Source organism: Pedobacter nototheniae (assembly GCF_004335085.1).
In the GTDB taxonomy this organism is placed as follows: Bacteria; Bacteroidota; Bacteroidia; order Sphingobacteriales; family Sphingobacteriaceae; genus Pedobacter; species Pedobacter nototheniae.
Genome location: NZ_RQRS01000010.1, coordinates 35,058 through 51,750 on the forward strand (window position 1 = coordinate 35,058; position 16,693 = coordinate 51,750).

15 protein-coding genes are annotated in these 16,693 nt (G+C 35.0%); 9 read left to right on the plus strand and 6 right to left on the minus strand.

The features are described 5' to 3' along the window. Positions 1 to 10 precede the first annotated feature (10 nt). Genes EHC72_RS10335 through EHC72_RS10345 form a run of 3 tightly spaced genes read left to right on the plus strand, consistent with a single transcriptional unit; the run spans position 11 to position 3,337 of the window. The gene (locus EHC72_RS10335; RefSeq protein ID WP_131537618.1) at positions 11 to 1,588 is read left to right on the plus strand and encodes a RagB/SusD family nutrient uptake outer membrane protein; all 1,578 of its coding nucleotides are present in this window, start codon (positions 11 to 13) and stop codon (positions 1,586 to 1,588) included. Position 1,589: 1 nt separating this feature from the next. Further along, positions 1,590 to 2,492, plus strand: a complete 903-nt coding sequence (locus EHC72_RS10340) for a zinc-binding metallopeptidase (RefSeq protein ID WP_131537619.1) — start codon at positions 1,590 to 1,592, stop codon at positions 2,490 to 2,492. 11 nt (positions 2,493 to 2,503) lie between these two features. Then, complete coding sequence (locus EHC72_RS10345; RefSeq protein WP_131537620.1) at positions 2,504 to 3,337, plus strand: DUF4302 domain-containing protein; 834 nt, start codon at positions 2,504 to 2,506, stop codon at positions 3,335 to 3,337. 114 nt (positions 3,338 to 3,451) lie between these two features. Here EHC72_RS10345 and EHC72_RS10350 read toward each other — a convergent pair whose 3' ends face one another. The 3 genes from EHC72_RS10350 to EHC72_RS10360 form a co-directional block, all read right to left on the minus strand. Continuing rightward, positions 3,452 to 3,829 (minus strand): PEGA domain-containing protein, encoded by a 378-nt coding sequence (locus EHC72_RS10350; protein WP_131537621.1) that lies wholly within the window; start codon positions 3,827 to 3,829, stop codon positions 3,452 to 3,454. 277 nt (positions 3,830 to 4,106) lie between these two features. Beyond that, complete coding sequence (locus EHC72_RS10355) at positions 4,107 to 7,583, minus strand: preprotein translocase subunit SecA (protein WP_131537622.1); 3,477 nt, start codon at positions 7,581 to 7,583, stop codon at positions 4,107 to 4,109. A gap of 136 nt (positions 7,584 to 7,719) precedes the next feature. After that, positions 7,720 to 8,019 (minus strand): hypothetical protein, encoded by a 300-nt coding sequence (locus EHC72_RS10360; protein WP_131537623.1) that lies wholly within the window; start codon positions 8,017 to 8,019, stop codon positions 7,720 to 7,722. A gap of 244 nt (positions 8,020 to 8,263) precedes the next feature. Between EHC72_RS10360 and EHC72_RS10365 the strand changes: the two genes are divergently transcribed. The 3 genes from EHC72_RS10365 (at position 8,264) to EHC72_RS10375 (ending at position 10,274) form a co-directional block, all read left to right on the plus strand. Beyond that, on the plus strand, positions 8,264 to 8,995 hold the full coding sequence (locus EHC72_RS10365) for a dioxygenase family protein (RefSeq protein ID WP_131537624.1): 732 nt from the start codon (positions 8,264 to 8,266) through the stop codon (positions 8,993 to 8,995). 76 nt (positions 8,996 to 9,071) lie between these two features. Next, positions 9,072 to 9,578: a hypothetical protein gene (locus tag EHC72_RS10370; RefSeq protein WP_131537625.1), complete on the plus strand. Its 507-nt coding sequence runs from the start codon at positions 9,072 to 9,074 to the stop codon at positions 9,576 to 9,578. A 3-nt stretch (positions 9,579 to 9,581) separates the two neighbouring features. After that, positions 9,582 to 10,274, plus strand: coding sequence for a pirin family protein (locus tag EHC72_RS10375; protein ID WP_131537626.1), 693 nt, complete (start codon positions 9,582 to 9,584; stop codon positions 10,272 to 10,274). A gap of 33 nt (positions 10,275 to 10,307) precedes the next feature. On the opposite strand, the gene EHC72_RS10380 is transcribed toward EHC72_RS10375, so the two are convergent. The 3 genes from EHC72_RS10380 to EHC72_RS10390 all read right to left on the minus strand — a co-directional run bounded on the left by EHC72_RS10380 (position 10,308) and on the right by EHC72_RS10390 (position 12,691). Then, complete coding sequence (locus EHC72_RS10380; RefSeq protein ID WP_131537627.1) at positions 10,308 to 11,258, minus strand: Smr/MutS family protein; 951 nt, start codon at positions 11,256 to 11,258, stop codon at positions 10,308 to 10,310. Positions 11,259 to 11,334: 76 nt separating this feature from the next. Next, positions 11,335 to 12,255 (minus strand): ribosome small subunit-dependent GTPase A, encoded by a 921-nt coding sequence (rsgA, locus tag EHC72_RS10385; RefSeq protein WP_131537628.1) that lies wholly within the window; start codon positions 12,253 to 12,255, stop codon positions 11,335 to 11,337. A 91-nt stretch (positions 12,256 to 12,346) separates the two neighbouring features. Continuing rightward, positions 12,347 to 12,691 (minus strand): hypothetical protein, encoded by a 345-nt coding sequence (locus tag EHC72_RS10390; RefSeq protein ID WP_131537629.1) that lies wholly within the window; start codon positions 12,689 to 12,691, stop codon positions 12,347 to 12,349. 450 nt (positions 12,692 to 13,141) lie between these two features. Between EHC72_RS10390 and thrA the strand changes: the two genes are divergently transcribed. Genes thrA through EHC72_RS10405 form a run of 3 tightly spaced genes read left to right on the plus strand, consistent with a single transcriptional unit; the run spans position 13,142 to position 16,689 of the window. Then, positions 13,142 to 15,595 (plus strand): bifunctional aspartate kinase/homoserine dehydrogenase I, encoded by a 2,454-nt coding sequence (gene thrA / locus EHC72_RS10395; protein WP_131537630.1) that lies wholly within the window; start codon positions 13,142 to 13,144, stop codon positions 15,593 to 15,595. A gap of 4 nt (positions 15,596 to 15,599) precedes the next feature. Next, positions 15,600 to 16,052, plus strand: coding sequence for a DinB family protein (locus tag EHC72_RS10400; protein WP_211660305.1), 453 nt, complete (start codon positions 15,600 to 15,602; stop codon positions 16,050 to 16,052). Positions 16,053 to 16,056: 4 nt separating this feature from the next. Then, on the plus strand, positions 16,057 to 16,689 hold the full coding sequence (locus EHC72_RS10405) for a LysE family translocator (protein WP_131537632.1): 633 nt from the start codon (positions 16,057 to 16,059) through the stop codon (positions 16,687 to 16,689). Positions 16,690 to 16,693 lie beyond the last annotated feature (4 nt).

Genomic DNA, 16,693 nt, shown 5'->3' on the forward strand with positions numbered 1-16,693 from the left:
TTATTTAATAATGAAAAAGATTCATATATATATAGCAATGGCTATAGTTGTATTATTTGCCTTTTCATCTTGTAAAAAATACTTGGATGAATTGCCAGATAACAGAGCCGAATTAAACAATGCAGATAAAATATCGCGATTATTAGTTTCAGCATATCCGTATGGTTCATATGTTGTGCCTACAGAGTATTCATCAGATAATGTTGATGATTATGGACCCAATTTTTCAACTACAAGATTGTGGACTCAACTTTATAACTGGGAAGATGCTACTGAAACAGCCAATGATGGAATTGAAAGAATTTGGAGTGGTAGCTATAGTGCTATAGCTAGCGCAAATCAGGCCTTAACTGCCATAGAAGAGTTAGGTAGCCCTAGCAACTTAAATGCAGCAAAAGGCGAGGCTTTAATTGCTAGAGCTTATAACCATTTTATTTTGGTGAATGTATTTGCACAACACTATTCTCCAACTACATCTGCAACTGATTTAGGAATTACTTACATGACTAAATCAGAAAACACACTTGATCCTAAATACACCAGAAATACGGTAAAAGAAGTGTACGAGTATATTTTAAAAGATATACAAGATGGTTTGCCTTTAATAAACGACGCATCGTATGCTAACGCAAATGTTGCTAAATTTCACTTTAATAAGTCCGCAGCTAATGCTTTTGCAGCTCGAGTAAATTTATATATGGGCAAGTGGGCAGAAGCAATAAAATATGCTACTGCATCATTCGAAAACTCGCCAACAAGCTATGTAAGAGATTACAACAAAATTGCAGGCTTCTCAGCTTCATTCTCTAATATGGCACGCGAATATAATAGTAGCTCTATCAAGGCCAACTTATTAATCACACCAGCAACTTCTTCTATGGGAACTATTTTTGGTGCATACACAAGTAATAGCAGATTAGTACCAGGATTAGCACTTGCAAATTTCGAAACAATCCAGGCAAAAGGTCCGTTTGGAACATTTACAACCACTGGTTACAGATTAAAAGCATTCTCTTATTCGGGAACCAGTAATAAAGTACTTTTCCCACATTTAAGCTATATTTTTGAAACTACAGATCCTGTGGCTAATACTGGTTTTTCTAAAGGAATATTTGCTCCATTTACTTTCGAAGAGGCTTTACTTACCCGTGCAGAGGCTAATATTCAATTAAAAAATTATCCTGCAGCCTTGGCTGATATGCAGTACTGGGGTAATTTTACCTACACGAGTACAACTTTACCTACTTTAACAGAAGCCAACATAAACACTTGGGCTAACTCTTTAGCATATTACACGCCAACTGCACCTACCCCTAAGAAAAAGTTAAACCCTGAGTTTACAATAGAGGCTGGAACTCAAGAAAACATGTTACATGCTGTTTTATTTATGAGAAGGATAGAAACTTATCATACGGGTTTAAGGTGGTTTGATATTAAAAGATACGGTATTGAGGTTACCAGAAGGCTTACAACTGGTGCCGTAATTAATAGTGTTTATGATAATACTTTAACTGTAAAAGACCCTAGAAGAGCTATTCAATTGCCACAAGATGTAATTGCTGCTGGTTTAACTCCAAATCCAAGATAATATGAAAATTAAATATAACCTTATAGGCCTAGCTTTTTTAAGCATGATTTATGTATCATGTAAAAAAGATAAACTAAGCGATCAAAGTGTTTTTATTGATTCTAAAACACAAAAAAATCCTTTAGATAATTATATCTATAACAATTATACGCTTCCTTACAATATTGATATTCTTTATAAATATATCGACAGGGAAACAGATTTAGTATACAATGTTGTGCCTGCAACGCATGATGCATCTATAAGAATGACTAAATTGATATTGCAATACTGCTTGAAACCTTACGATGATATAACTGGAAGTCAGGCGTTTGTAAGAAGCTATTTTCCAAAACAAGTAATGTACATTGGATCTCAACCTGTTAGAAGTAATGGTACATTAATAAATGGAACAGCAGAAGGTGGCAAGAAAATTAATTTGTATAACCTGAATAATTTAGCAGCAAATTCTACCAGTATGGCTAATTTAACTTCTAGTTATTTTAAAACATTTCACCACGAATTTCAGCACATCTTAAATCAAACTAAACCATATCCTACTAGTTTTGAAATGATTTCAGGTTTAGCTTACGTAGGTGATACCTGGAATACCGCATTTACATCTCCAACAACCTCAATTACTGCGGGATTTATTACTCCGTATGCATCTAGTGAATCAGGAGAAGATTTCGCAGAACTATATTCTATCTATGTAACCAGAACTGCTGCCGAATATACTGCATATTTAAATCAAGCAGGAACTAGCGCTGCCGCTTTAGCTGGAATCGCTATTGTAAACACTAAAACGGAAATTGTTAAGACCTACATGAAGAATGAATTTGGTATTGATATGGATGCTTTAAGAGCTAATATACAAACTAGAGGGGCTGGCTTAGCTACATTTGATCAAACTACTCTACCTTAATTAAAAGAATTATGAAAAAACAATTTTTATTATTATCAGTATTATCAGTTCTTTTAGTTGCAGGTTGTGATAAAAAAAGAGATAGAATATTTGATGAAGATCCAACAACTAGATTAAACGCAAGTGTTACAAATGCGTACAATGCCGTAAAAGCAAAAAAAGCATGGATTTTTAGTTATTATCCTGGCGCCAATACCGAATATGGTGGCTTTAATCTTTTTCCTAACTTTACTACAGATGTTGATGTAACTATACAAGCTGATTATACTACAGCGGGACAAAGTGGAACATTTAAATTTTATCCAGGTGCTGGACCAATCCTTTCATTTGATAATTACAATTCTGTAATTCATTATTTTGCAACACCTGGTTATTATACTGGTGTAGGAACTTCAGATGGTGGTATGAAAGGTGACTTTGAATTTTTAGTACTAAGTGCCAATCAGGATTCTATCATGTTAAAAGGTAGAAAATATGGCAACCTTATGAAAATGAAATCTGTTGATGCAGCTCAATTGCCAACCATTATTGCTAACTACAAAGCTGGTGCAGCAACTTTTAATGTATTCAGAACTTTTAAATTAGAAGTAAATGGTACAGCTTATGCAACTACTGCAACAACAGCCACAATAAATGGATCAGTAAGACCAAATCGCTATTTAAATGTAACTGCTAAAAACATGTCCATTTCATTTATCGTAACCGATACAGGAATTGAGTTTTATAAAGAGTATCAAATTGATGGTGTTAAATTTAGTAAGCTAAAGTATAATGCTCCAAATGCTACTTATGCAAAAGGTTATTATTCAAATACCAATGATTCATTTAAGGTGATTCCATTGTAATACCCAGCAAACAAAAAAAAAGCGCCGCAATTAATATTAATTGTGGCGCTTTTTTTTTTAGCGAATTATAGTAAAATAAAGTGCAACCAACATGTGCGCTTTATTAAAGCAAGTCTAATTTTGCTTTTGAGGCTCTAGTTTAACCTCATAAACTATTGGATCATACTTCATCATGGCTCCTGTAACTGCATCTACAGCAAAACCAAGTACAAATAGGATATTGACTATACCAACTGGATTAAATGTAGTTTCTGGTCTAAATGTTCTTGTTTCATACCCATTCATTTTTAGTGATACTGTTTGAGGGGTAAATCCCTTTTTTAAAGAAACTGCCATTGGCGTAACCCCTACTTTAACGCCATCAACCTCAATATCTGCGGCCGGAGGTGTAGAATTAATTTGAACAGTTTGTTTGGTCCCTGTAAAAACAGTGGCGCAGCTAGAGAATAGCAATGTTGCGCCTAAGGCGACAACGGTAAATACTTTTTTCATTTGTGTGTGTTTGTGTGTGTGTTTCCTACTCTTATGGCTTTTCGGTTACGCCCCGTTTTTAATGGTTTCTAGACTCCATTTTAAGGTTATTTATCATTAGGAAACTGCCTACCAGTTTCTAATTGATTTATTTTATTTTATAAAACTGTGATATTAAATACGATAGAAATCTTGAAAATCTACTCTCTAAATATAAGATTTAATATGAATATTAAAAATTTAGCTATAAAAAAAGGTCTTGATTTCTCAAGACCTTTAATAAGTATTAATGTTTTAATTACAAGTTAGCTCCGTGGCAGTTTTTGTATTTTTTACCGCTACCACAAGGGCAAGGTTCATTACGCCCAACTGTTGCTTCTTTGCGGATGGGTTGTTGAGGAACAGCCTCACGAGTATCTCCAAATTCAATACCTGGCTCTTCTCTACCAAACTCTTGTTTTGTAGTTTGTAGCTTTGGTTGCTTTTGTGGTGCTGGTGCTTCTCTAACCTGCTCTGCTTCTTGCTGCACAGGAATGCCTCCTTTATATAAGAAACTTACAACCTCTTTATTCACTGCATTTAACATGCTTTTAAATAAGTTGAAAGCTTCCATTTTATAAATTACTAATGGATCTTTTTGCTCGTAAACAGCGTTTTGTACAGACTGTTTTAAATCATCCATTTCACGTAAATGTTCTTTCCAACTATCATCAATTAAAGCAAGTACAATTGTTTTTTCAAAAGAACGAACAACCTCTTTACCTTTATTATCAATTGCTTTCTTTAAATCTACAGCAACCTGAATTCCACGAATACCATCAGTAAAAGGAACAACAATTTGTTCGATATGCTCACCACGTTCTTCAAAAACTTGTTTTAAAACAGGTAATGATTGTTGAATAATCGCATCAGATTTACGTGCATAGAAAGATTCAGCTTCATCAAATAACTTCTCTGTTAACTGAGTTATATTTGATGATGAAAATTCCTTTTCAGTAATAGCAGTATCGAAAGAGAAGTTTTTAATCACCTCTAATTTAAAGCCATCAAAGTTTGCTTCTTGTTTGTATTCGGTCACGATATCTTCTGCAACATCGAAAACCATATTGTTCATATCTACATCTAAACGCTCGCCAAATAAAGCATTTTTACGTTTAGCATAAATAACCGTACGTTGAGAGTTCATTACATCATCGTACTCCAATAAACGTTTACGAATACCAAAGTTGTTTTCTTCTACTTTCTTTTGTGCACGCTCAATTGATTTTGTAATCATAGAGTGCTGAATCACTTCTCCATCTTCAATTCCCATACGCACCATGATACCAGAAATACGCTCTGAACCAAACAAACGCATTAAGTTATCTTCTAATGAAACGAAGAATTGAGATGAACCTGGATCACCCTGACGACCAGCACGACCGCGCAACTGCCTATCAACACGACGAGATTCGTGACGCTCAGTACCAACGATTGCCAAACCTCCAGCTTCTTTAACACCTGCACCTAGTTTAATATCTGTACCACGACCAGCCATGTTGGTTGCAATGGTTACAGTTCCTGCTTGTCCAGCTTCGGCAACAATATCTGCCTCTTTCTGGTGCATTTTGGCATTTAATACATTGTGTTTAATTCCACGAAGTTTAAGCATACGACTTAATAACTCCGAAATCTCTACTGAGGTTGTACCCACTAATACCGGACGACCCGCTTTTGGCTCTAACTGACCTGTTTGAGGATTAACCGCTGGAATTAATGCACCTTTAGCATCAAGCTTAGGCACAGCTCTACCAGTTGCATCATATTTAATTACTGGTTTGCCATCTTTTTGCTTCGCATTTCCTTCTTTATCCAATTCATACTCTGTTTCGTAATGCGAGTATGGGAAAACAAGGAATTGAATTTCAGATGCTACAGCGTTATATTTTTCACGAACAGTACGGTAAACGTAATCTTGCTCATCTTTTCTTGAAATATTTCTATTGGTTGGAATTTCTACAACATCCAATTTATAGATAGACCAAAACTCACCTGCTTCTGTGGTTGCAGTACCCGTCATACCGCAAAGTTTGTGGTACATACGGAAATAGTTTTGAAGGGTTACTGTAGCATAAGTTTGCGTTGCATCTTCTACCTTAACATTTTCTTTAGCTTCAATTGCCTGATGTAAACCATCTGAGTAACGACGGCCATCCATAATACGACCAGTTTGCTCATCAACAATTTTAATTTTTCCTTCATCGATGATGTATTCAACATCAATTTCGAATAAAGTATAAGCTTTTAATAATTGATTTACAGAGTGGATACGTTCTGCTTTTACAGAATAATCACGCATTAAGGCATCTTTAGTAACCACTTTTTCTTCCAACGGAAGATCAGATTTTTCTAATTCTGCCACTTCAGTACCTACATCAGGTAAAACAAAGAAATGAGGATCTTCTCCTGATTGGGTAATTAACTCAATACCTTTTTCAGTTAATTCTACCTGATTATTTTTCTCATCGATGTAGAAGAACAATTCAGAATCTACTTTAGGCATATTCTTAGATTGATCTGCCATATAGTGGTTTTCCGTTTTTAACAACAAACCACGAACACCGCTTTCACTTAAAAACTTAATTAAAGCTTTATTTTTTGGTAAACCGCGATAAGCACGTAATAATGCTAAACCACCTTCACCCTCTTCTGTACCAGTATTACCAGCATTAATTAATTTTTTAGCCTCATTTAAAGCTTGTGTTACATATGCTTTTTGAGCATTAACCAAACGCTCAATGCGTGGTTTTAACTCATAAAATTCGTGTTGATCGCCGTGAGGAATCGGGCCTGAAATAATTAATGGTGTACGTGCATCATCAATTAAAACTGAATCGACCTCATCCACCATTGCAAAGTGCTGCTTGCGTTGTACCAGCTGATCTGGGGTTTGCGACATATTGTCACGCAGGTAATCGAAACCAAACTCGTTATTTGTTCCGTAAGTAATATCTGCTGCGTAAGCTTTTCTTCTTTCTTCTGAGTTTGGCTCGTGTTTATCAATACAATCTACACTTAAACCATGGAATTCAAATAAAGGGCCATTCCACTCACTATCACGACGGGCAAGGTAATCATTCACGGTAACGATGTGAACACCCTGACCTGCTAATGCATTTAAATAAGCCGGCAATGTACTTACAAGGGTTTTACCTTCACCAGTAGCCATTTCAGCAATTTTACCGCTGTGTAAAACAATACCACCAATTAATTGCACATCATAATGCACCATATTCCATGATACTTCTGTACCGGCGGCATCCCATTTATTTGCCCACTGCGCTTTATCGCCAACAATTTTAACATTGTTTTTGCGTGCAGCATAATCACGATCAAACTGGGTTGCGGTAACTTCTAAAAAGTCGTTTTCACTTAAACGGCGTGAAGTTTCTTTAACAACAGCAAATGCTTCAGGAAGAATTTCCAAAAGTACTTTTTCTAATTCCGCATCACGATCTTTACCTAATGCATCAACCTGATCGTATAAAGCTGTTTTTTGATGAAGATCCAAATCTTCACTTTCAGCATCAACTTTTAATGCTGCAATTTTTGCATCTATATCTGTTAAAAAAGTAGTAATTCTACTTTTAAATTCTATTGTTTTAGCACGCAATTCATCATTGCTAATTGAAGAAAGTTTTGCATATTCTTCATTTATTTTAACAACCAACGGCTGTATGCTCTTTATATCTCTTTCTGATTTACTTCCGAAAACCTTGGCTAAAAATCCTAACATTATATTTTAAATCGTATTTATTATTAAAAAATGGAGTGTTACAACAACCACGCCATGGCTTGTTGCAAGTCAGTTTGGCAGTTGCTGGTATAAAATGGGGCTAAAAATCTAACTAAAGATCTTTTAAGAAGAAAAACTAAGGGCTGTTGTTTTTTGGTTTTTTCCTAATGGTTAAATCAGCTATAACCTGATTTTCATTTACATACTTGGCTACTTTTAATTGAGGTTGGGTACCAATTAAAGCAAGGCGAGTGTATGATAATAAATAAGGATTACGGTGTTCGTTAAGTTGAACAGGCGTTTTATCAGCAGAATTAATACTGATTTTATGTTCATTACAATATTCATTTAATATTCTAAGCCCTTCAACACGCTCGGCTTTTGCCAAATGTGTTAAGCTAAAAAATACAAGTGATATGGTAACTAGGTGTTTCATTAATAGCGGCAAAGCTAGTTTTAATCTTTTATAAAAAGAAATTTCATCCTTGCAAAAAGCATACCTTAATTTTTTACCAAGGGCTAATGTTTTATAAAAAAAAATAGTGATCGATGCATTTCCTATAACTCAGCATACTAAATTTTGCCATTTAACGATACAAAATTGCTTTACATCGTTACAAACTTATCGTTTTTGGCTGTTCTTTCTATTTTTATTCAAAGGATAACAAAACGTATTTACCATGGAAAGAAAAAACTTTTTAAGAAGCTTAATGATTGGGGCAGTTTCTACTCCAGTATTAATTGAAGCCTGCAAAAAAAGCAGCATCATGGATGAGAGCAACTCAAGTGGATCTGGATCTGCTGGTACAACAACTGGTACAAACGGATCTTGTACTGTAGCACCTACAGAAACTGAAGGCCCTTTTCCTACAAAAGTACCTGCTTCATATGTTAGAAGTGACATTACCGATGGTAGAACGGGTTACAAATTAACAGCAAAAATTACAATCGGTAATTTAAATAACAGCTGTGCGGGTTTAGCTAATGCAATTGTAGATATATGGCATTGCGATGCTGAGGGCAACTATTCTGAATATGGAGGCTCGGGTATGCAAAGCACAAATTACCAATCGGTACATTTTTTACGCGGCAGACAAACTACCGATGCTAATGGCTTGGTAACCTTTACCTCAATTTTTCCAGGTTGGTATAGCGGTCGTGCAACACACATACATGTACATGTTTACAATGCCGCAGGTACTTCATTAAACGTAACACAAATTGCTTTTCCGGAAGGGAGCGGAACTTCATTAGCTTTAGTAAATGGCTACGCGAAAGGTATGACTGGCTATACCTATAATAATGCAGATAATGTTTTTAGTGACGATACAACGGGCGTTGAAATTGCAAAAGTTACGGGTACACTTGCTGCTGGCTTTGAACTTACTTTTAAATTAAACGTTAAAGCATAATAAATATCCTTATTGTTTGTTTTATTTTTGATTTAGACGTTAAGTACAACCTTAACGTCTTTTTTATTTTGTAACGATGGCAAAAAAAATAATCACCTTGTGTTACCGCAAAATTATTGATGTGGATAATACCAATTTATGGGATAAATATGTGCATGAGGATAGCTTTATAGAGTTTAAAATGCAGGCACAGTTTTATAATCAGGAGCAACGGTATAAAACTTTTGCTGAGTTAATTTTAAATGTTCCAGATGCTAATAAACTTAACTTTTTGGTAAGCGCAGCAATTACTGGTTACATACAGCAACTAAAAAACATTATACCCGATGTATTGGATAATTTGGGAAGACGCTTTTTAACTTTCGAAAATTTTAAATTTGAAATCATTAATTCTGACATCGACAGCATACAAAAACATAAAATTGGAATTAACTTTTTCTCTACACCAATGATATGGCACGATACAATAGATAATCAATTATTGGTTTCACAAGTTAAAGAAAGTGACGAAGAAGAGATTTTTACTAACCTTTTTCAAATTCAACCTTTTGTAAGCATATATTCTATTAAAACCGTTTTATAATTTATGGAATTAACTCCAGGAAAAATATATTTAGCAGACCAGCGTGGTTTAACTGAAACATCAACTTTAAGAAGATACAGCACCTTTAACTTCGAAAAATATTATAATGAGCATAAAGAGGCTTTTGGTAATTTATTTATTTGTAATGATGATTCTCTTGCTGGCGGAAAACTGACATTCTTTTTATCAAAGGAAGATTCTTTTCAAATATTTATCCCCATAACTGGAGGAATAGATATTGTGAGCAAAGGCGAGGAATTTTCTGTTGATACTGGTCAGGTTTTAACTTTAAATCTGGAAAAAGGGGAAGTTTTAGAAATCAGCAATCCTTATGAAAAGGATATAATAAACTACCTTCAAATTGGGATAAAGAATAATGTTGTTTTATTTGAAAAGGTTAATGATACTTTTGCTTTTGACTTTGAAAAGGACAAAAATCAGTTAATAGAAGTTGTATCGTTTAATGATTTACCGTTAAAGATAAGTGCCGGGATTTTTGATGGTCGTGAGGAAGCGATTTATAAAATGCAAAGCCAAAAGAATAATTTTTATGCTTTTATAATTGATGGCGCATTTGAAATTGAAGGCAGATTAATGCATGCCCGCGATGGTTTAGCGCTTTGGGATATTGAACAAATAGAATTAGAAGCTTTAAGCAACAATGCTATAGCACTTATAATTGAAGTACTTAATTAATGAGAGAGAAAACTTCTCTCCCATTAATTAGTTTTATTTAAACACAACCTCTGTAGCACCATACCCAAATTTTTCTTTTCGGGCATCCATATAGGTTTTTATATGTGGGTTTTTACTAATTAGTTTATGTATTTTATCTCTCAGCGTTCCGTTTCCGGTACCGTGAATAAAAACAATTTTATCAAAGTGATGAACAATTGCCGCATCTAAAGCATTTTGAAAGTGAGCCAATTGAATTTGCAGCATTTCATCTGCCTCTAAAAAATGGTGATCGTCTCTTAACTTTTCGATATGTAAATCGATTTCTTTTTCTGGTGCGTTAACTGTTTTCTTTTCTGAAGTAGATTTAAAAAAACTTTCTTTTAGCTTTTGTGCATCAATGATTGGCGCTTGCTCATCCAATCTAATTAACCAGCCTTTATTTTTTAATTGAGGCAATTCCTTCTGGTCTGTGCTAAAATCCTTTGCCCTAAATTTCTTTTTTATTACTAAAGGTTGGGCTGGTTTAACATCAGCTTTGCTAAACAACAAAAACTGAAAATTAAATTCTGGCCAAATATCCAAATCAGGAATGGATGCAGAATACACCAAAACAGATTGATGTGCTTCGATAACACCATAATAAGAACCTGCATATTTCTCTTTACGCTCAGTTATTAAGGTAGCCAGTAGAATATTTGGTGAGTGGTTTTGCAAATGAAAATGAACCACATTACCTACTTTATCATCGGTAGCAACGGCAAGGTAAATTCCATTTTCAATTTTATTTATTGCAGGTACATTTACAGCAATTGGTTTTGGTGCATCTTCTTCTTCGGTTGAAGCACCATGACCATGCACTGAGGTTAAGTTACTTATTGCAACTGGAATTTCAAATCCATCACTATCCGTTACGCCCAAGGTTTGGTTATCGATAATTTTAGTTACGTAACCCTCACGTTTTTCATCAACAAAACGAACAAAATCTCCCAGTTTAAATTTCATCTCTTTATTTTTTTACCACAAAGGCTCAAAGTACACAAAGATTTTAAGCTATTGGCACAAAGCAATTATGATTTGTTTAATGCCTTGTATCGTTTCCATGATAGATGCTTAAATAGCTTTCGTATCTCGAAACAGCAATTTCACCCTCATTAACGGCTTCCAAAACTGCGCAACCCGGTTCATTAATATGCCTACAATTGTTAAAACGGCAATTATGAGAGGTTTTAAATATCTCCCTGAAGAAATGTCCCAACTCTTCTTTTTCAATATCAATAACACCTAACTCTCTAATTCCAGGGCTATCTACAATGAAGCCACCTTGCGGCAATTCAAACATTTCGGCAAAGGTTGTGGTGTGTTGTCCTTTATCACTCCAATCAGAAACTTCGCCTGTCCTTAAATCACGATCAGGTAAAAGCGCATTAATTAAACTCGATTTCCCAACACCTGAGTGACCAGAAATCAATGTAATTTTATCGGTTATTAGCTCCTGAATAACAGGAATATTAATTCCTTTTAAAGCAGATACTTCATAACACGGATACCCAATTGCCTCATAAATGGCTTTAAATTCCTTCAAAATTTCAAGGCCTTCTTTACTAAACAAATCAAGCTTATTAAATACCAATACTGTTGGTACATCATAAGCTTCGGCCGTAACTAAAAAGCGATCTATAAAACCTAAAGATGTACGTGGAGATGCCAGTGTAACCACCAGAATAGCCATATCTAAGTTTGCTGCAAGAATTTGTGCCTGCTTACTTAGGTTAATAGACTTACGGATGATGTAATTTTTACGGGGCATTAATTCATTAATAATACCCTGAATACCATCACGTTCCAAATCAAACTTTACCCTATCGCCAACAGCAATTGGATTAGTTGTTTGAATACCTTTCATTCTGAATTTCCCTACAATACGGCAATCGTAGCGCTCGCCATTATCGGCCAAAACACTGTACCAACTCCCTGTAGATTTAATAACTAAGCCCTGCATATTTGCTACAAAGGTATTAATAAGCGTTGGAAAAAATTGTAAAAATAGGGAACGTAAATGCTTAAACGGTTTGAAACTAATTTAGAGAAATTTAAATCTCGCTTAAATAAGGCTTTAATCTTCTTAATTCCTTTCTGGCTTCGCCCACTTTAATGGTAATTAGAACTACACCATTTTGCGCTCTGTATCCGTACAAAGAAGTTGCCTGTGCATCCTTCAAAACTTTTACATCTTCAATAGAATTAGCATTAATATTCTTAATTCCTATATTATCTACTATGTAACTTTTACTTTTCAAAACCATAACCCAAAGTGGTTGGTTACTTGGGATTGAATTTGAACAAATGATTGGTGAAGACTTATTTGTTTGCGCAAAGCACACTAAATAAAGAGAAGAAAAGATGATAACAAAAGATAGTGTTCTAAAGAATTTCATGAATTGTTTTTCATTGAGGATTCAAAAAAGTAGGCTAATCCATAAATACCTTTAAATAAAATACTTACAAAACATAACCAATAGACCATAAATTTCCAGTAACGCCGTTATCTTTTAAGCTAAGTAACTATTTAAATATCGTTAAACAAGTTGAGTTCTCAGTTCAAAATATATGGCTATTTCACTGTATACGCCATTTTATTAAAAAGTTTTAAATAAAATTTAAAAAACATTTGCATTTTAAAAAAATATTCTTCTACTTTACGGTGTACAAAGTACACAAAGACGAGATGAATTTTAACACTTCAATTATTTCAACAATTATTACAACCACCGGTATAAACCAGAGGGGCTAATTTGTTGTAAATTGATAAAAACATAAAACACAAAAAACGCCCCCGAAAATCGGGGGCGTTTTTTTTTAACCCATATTTTTTAAACCCAAAAATAATGAAGGTACTTAAATTCGGCGGCACATCCGTAGGTTCGGCCGAGAACATTAAAACGCTCTTACGCCTGGTGGCGGAAGAAAAACAGAAGAACAATCCGGTAGTTGTATTATCGGCAATGAGTGGTGTAACCAATTTGCTAACCGACATGGCTGAAAGTGCTGAACGGGGTGAAGATTACGACTCATCTTTAAAAGAAATTGAGGCAAAACATTTTGCTGTAATTCGCTCGCTACTTCCAGCTGCAGCACAAAACCCAGTATTTACCCGTTTAAAAATCTTTTTTAACGAACTGGAAGATTTATTGCAGGCAGTTAGTAATTTACGTGAGTTGAGTTTGCAAACCAAAGACCAGATTTTAAGTTATGGCGAGCGTTGCTCTACCTTTATGATTGCGCACATTGCTTCACAATCCTTTGGTGATGCAATGTATGTAAATGGCTCCGAGTTAATTAAAACAGATAGCAATTTCGGTCAAGCTAAGGTAGATACCGATTTAACAGAAATGTTAATCAATGATTTTTACCAGGCAAATAAAGATAAGGTACTTTTTGTAACTGGCTTTATTGCAAGCAACACTAGCGGCAGAGTAACAACCTTAGGTAGAGGCGGTTCTGACTATACCGCTGCCGTTTGGGGCGCAGCTTTAAATGTGGAAGAAATAGAAATATGGACAGATGTAAACGGTATGATGACTGCTGATCCTCGTATTGTTAAAAAAGCATTTTCCTTACCAGAATTAAGTTATACAGAAGCGATGGAACTGAGTTATTTCGGGGCTAAGGTAATTTATCCGCCAACGATGATTCCTGCTTTTATGAAGAAAATTCCGATCGTTATTAAAAATACATTCCAACCGGATTTTGCTGGTACATATATTAAAAGTGATGTTAAAGTATCAAAATTACCAATTAAGGGTATTTCCTCTATCGATCACATCAGCATAATTAATTTAAGCGGAAGCGGCATGGTTGGCAAAGCAGGTTTTAGCGGGCGCTTATTTTCTCTACTATCTCGGGAGCAGATTAATGTAGTATTGATTACGCAATCATCATCAGAACATAGCATCACCTTTGCGGTTAAACCAGCAGATGCATCGCAGGCAATTGCTTTAATAAAAAAAGAATTTGAACTAGAACTTGATGCAAAAAAATTAGAGCTTCCAGAGGTTGAAAACAATCTTGCGATTTTGGCCATTGTGGGCGAAAACATGAAACGTACACCAGGTATGAGTGGCCGCTTATTTAATGCTTTAGGTAGAAACGGAATTAATGTGCGTGCAATTGCACAGGGTTCTTCTGAATATAATATTTCAGTAATTATTAGTGCAACCGATTTATCGAAAGCTGTAAACGCTGTGCACGATGCTTTCTTTACCGATTTAAAAAGAACGTTGAATATTTTCTGTTTGGGAACGGGAAATATCGGAAAAACCTTGTTTAATCAATTAAAAGAACAAATGCCTTTTTTGGCTGCTAACAATGATTTACAAGTTAAGGTTGCCGGAATAAGTAATACCAGAAAAATGATTTTCAATGCTGATGGCTTGTCGCTTGAAGATTGGGAAAAGGAGCTAAATAACGATGGCGAACAGGCTGATTTAGCAGGCTTTGTAGAAAAAATGAAAGCTTTAAACCTACCGAACTGCGTTTTTGTAGATAACACGGCAAGCGAATCGCCGATTGAATTTTATCAGGGAATTTTTGAAAGCAGTATTTCGGTTGTTACTTGCAACAAAAAAGGAAACTCGGCCGATTTTGCGCAGTATAAATCTTTTAAGGATACTGCTCGTAAGTTTGGCGTAGATTTTTATTATGAAACCAATGTTGGTGCAGGTTTGCCAATCATCCGTACGTTAAGAGAACTGATGATGAGTGGCGATAAAGTTGCACGCATTGAAGCTATTTTATCGGGAACCATTTCTTATATCTTCAATAATTTTAAAGGTGAAGCAGGTTTTTATGAAACCGTAAAGGAAGCGCAAGAATTAGGTTATACAGAACCAGATCCACGAGACGATTTAAATGGAAAGGATTTTATGCGTAAAATGCTTATTCTCGCTCGCGATGCTGGCCATCCTTTAGAAGCAAGCGATGTTAAAATCGACAATATTTTGCCTGATGCTTGTTTAAAGGCTGCAACCGTTGAGGATTTTTACCATGAATTGCAAGCTAATTCAGCATACTTTGAAGAGCTGAAAAACAAAGCCGCTAATGATGGTAAAGTTTTGCGCTACATAGGTAAGCTTGAAGACGGGAATGTTGAAATTAGCCTGCAAATGGTTGATGATAGCCACCCGTTTTATATGCTTTCAGGAAGTGATAATATTATTTCATTCACCACAGATAGATATAGTTCTCGTCCGCTGGTGGTTAAAGGGCCAGGCGCAGGAGCAGAAGTTACCGCAGCAGGTGTTTTTGCAGATATTATCAACGTTGGTAATTTAAATAATTAACATAATGAATCTCGTTTTGGAACAAAAAAATGAGATCATTGCACTGGTTAAACAAGCAATGATAGATTTTGAAAACATAGCTGATGAAAATTGGAATGATAAGCCACAGCCTTTAAAATGGTCTAAAAAGGAGTTATTAGGTCATTTGGTTGATAGCGCTTCAAATAATATTCGCCGGTTAATTGTAGGGCAATATGAGCAGGGTGTTAAAATTGTTTATCAACAGGATGAATGGGTAAGCTATCAAAATTATCAGGAAACCCATATCGAAGATATCAAGACAGTTTGGAAATTACTGAACAATCAAATTTGTAGAGTGATTGAAAGAATACCTGAAAACAAACTTCAAAACATTTGCGATACGGGTAAAGGAAAAATCGATATGCATACACTTGCTTATTTTATAGAAGATTATGTTGAGCATTTAAAATATCATTTAAAGCAATTAACCCCTTAATATTATGTTAGGAATAGAGAATTTAGGTGCATTTATATTAGCTGCAATTATAGTGGTTATCACTCCCGGAGTTGATACTGTGATGGTTTTAACCAGAAGTATTTCTAAAGGTAAAACTGCAGGTTTATATTCTGCTTTAGGGGTAAGTTTGGGCTTGCTTGTGCATACCTGCGCTGCTACGTTTGGTCTTTCTCAAATTTTATCTAAATCGGCAATGGCATTTAGTGTTGTCAAGTACTTAGGTGCAGCTTATTTAATTTATTTGGGATATAAATCTTTCACCAGCAAAACGAAACCCATTGAAATTAAGCCTGTCGAAACGAAAGTTACAGGGATGAAAAAAATGTTTTTCACAGCTTTATTAAGTGATGTTTTAAATCCAAAAATCGCACTGTTTTTCCTGGCATTTTTACCTCAGTTTATCAATAGTAATCAAATTAATAATCCGATTCCTTATTTGGTACTTGGTTCAGTTCTTTTTGTCATTACCTTAATCTGGTGTTCGTTTTTAGCATTAACAGGAAGTAACGTTGCCAGGTTATTTAATAAAAATAAGAACATAGAAAACTGGATGAACAAAGCAACGGGAGTTATTTTCATCCTGCTGGGTTTAAAGATAGCACTAACTAAAAAGTAGTAAC

Bases quoted from the DNA above. Each gene is read 5' to 3' on its own strand.
- EHC72_RS10340 (WP_131537619.1), top strand. From the start codon at position 1,590: ATGAAAATTAAATATAACCTTATAGGCCTAGCTTTTTTAAGCATGATT.
- EHC72_RS10345 (WP_131537620.1), top strand. From the start codon at position 2,504: ATGAAAAAACAATTTTTATTATTATCAGTATTATCAGTTCTTTTAGTT.
- EHC72_RS10350 (WP_131537621.1), bottom strand. From the start codon at position 3,829: ATGAAAAAAGTATTTACCGTTGTCGCCTTAGGCGCAACATTGCTATTC.
- EHC72_RS10375 (WP_131537626.1), top strand. From the start codon at position 9,582: ATGGAATTAACTCCAGGAAAAATATATTTAGCAGACCAGCGTGGTTTA.
- EHC72_RS10335 (WP_131537618.1), top strand. From the start codon at position 11: ATGAAAAAGATTCATATATATATAGCAATGGCTATAGTTGTATTATTT.
- EHC72_RS10380 (WP_131537627.1), bottom strand. From the start codon at position 11,258: ATGAAATTTAAACTGGGAGATTTTGTTCGTTTTGTTGATGAAAAACGT.
- EHC72_RS10400 (WP_211660305.1), top strand. From the start codon at position 15,600: ATGAATCTCGTTTTGGAACAAAAAAATGAGATCATTGCACTGGTTAAA.
- thrA (WP_131537630.1), top strand. From the start codon at position 13,142: ATGAAGGTACTTAAATTCGGCGGCACATCCGTAGGTTCGGCCGAGAAC.
- EHC72_RS10360 (WP_131537623.1), bottom strand. From the start codon at position 8,019: ATGAAACACCTAGTTACCATATCACTTGTATTTTTTAGCTTAACACAT.
- EHC72_RS10390 (WP_131537629.1), bottom strand. From the start codon at position 12,691: ATGAAATTCTTTAGAACACTATCTTTTGTTATCATCTTTTCTTCTCTT.
- EHC72_RS10365 (WP_131537624.1), top strand. From the start codon at position 8,264: ATGGAAAGAAAAAACTTTTTAAGAAGCTTAATGATTGGGGCAGTTTCT.
- rsgA (WP_131537628.1), bottom strand. From the start codon at position 12,255: ATGCAGGGCTTAGTTATTAAATCTACAGGGAGTTGGTACAGTGTTTTG.
- EHC72_RS10355 (WP_131537622.1), bottom strand. From the start codon at position 7,583: ATGTTAGGATTTTTAGCCAAGGTTTTCGGAAGTAAATCAGAAAGAGAT.
- EHC72_RS10405 (WP_131537632.1), top strand. From the start codon at position 16,057: ATGTTAGGAATAGAGAATTTAGGTGCATTTATATTAGCTGCAATTATA.
- EHC72_RS10370 (WP_131537625.1), top strand. From the start codon at position 9,072: ATGGCAAAAAAAATAATCACCTTGTGTTACCGCAAAATTATTGATGTG.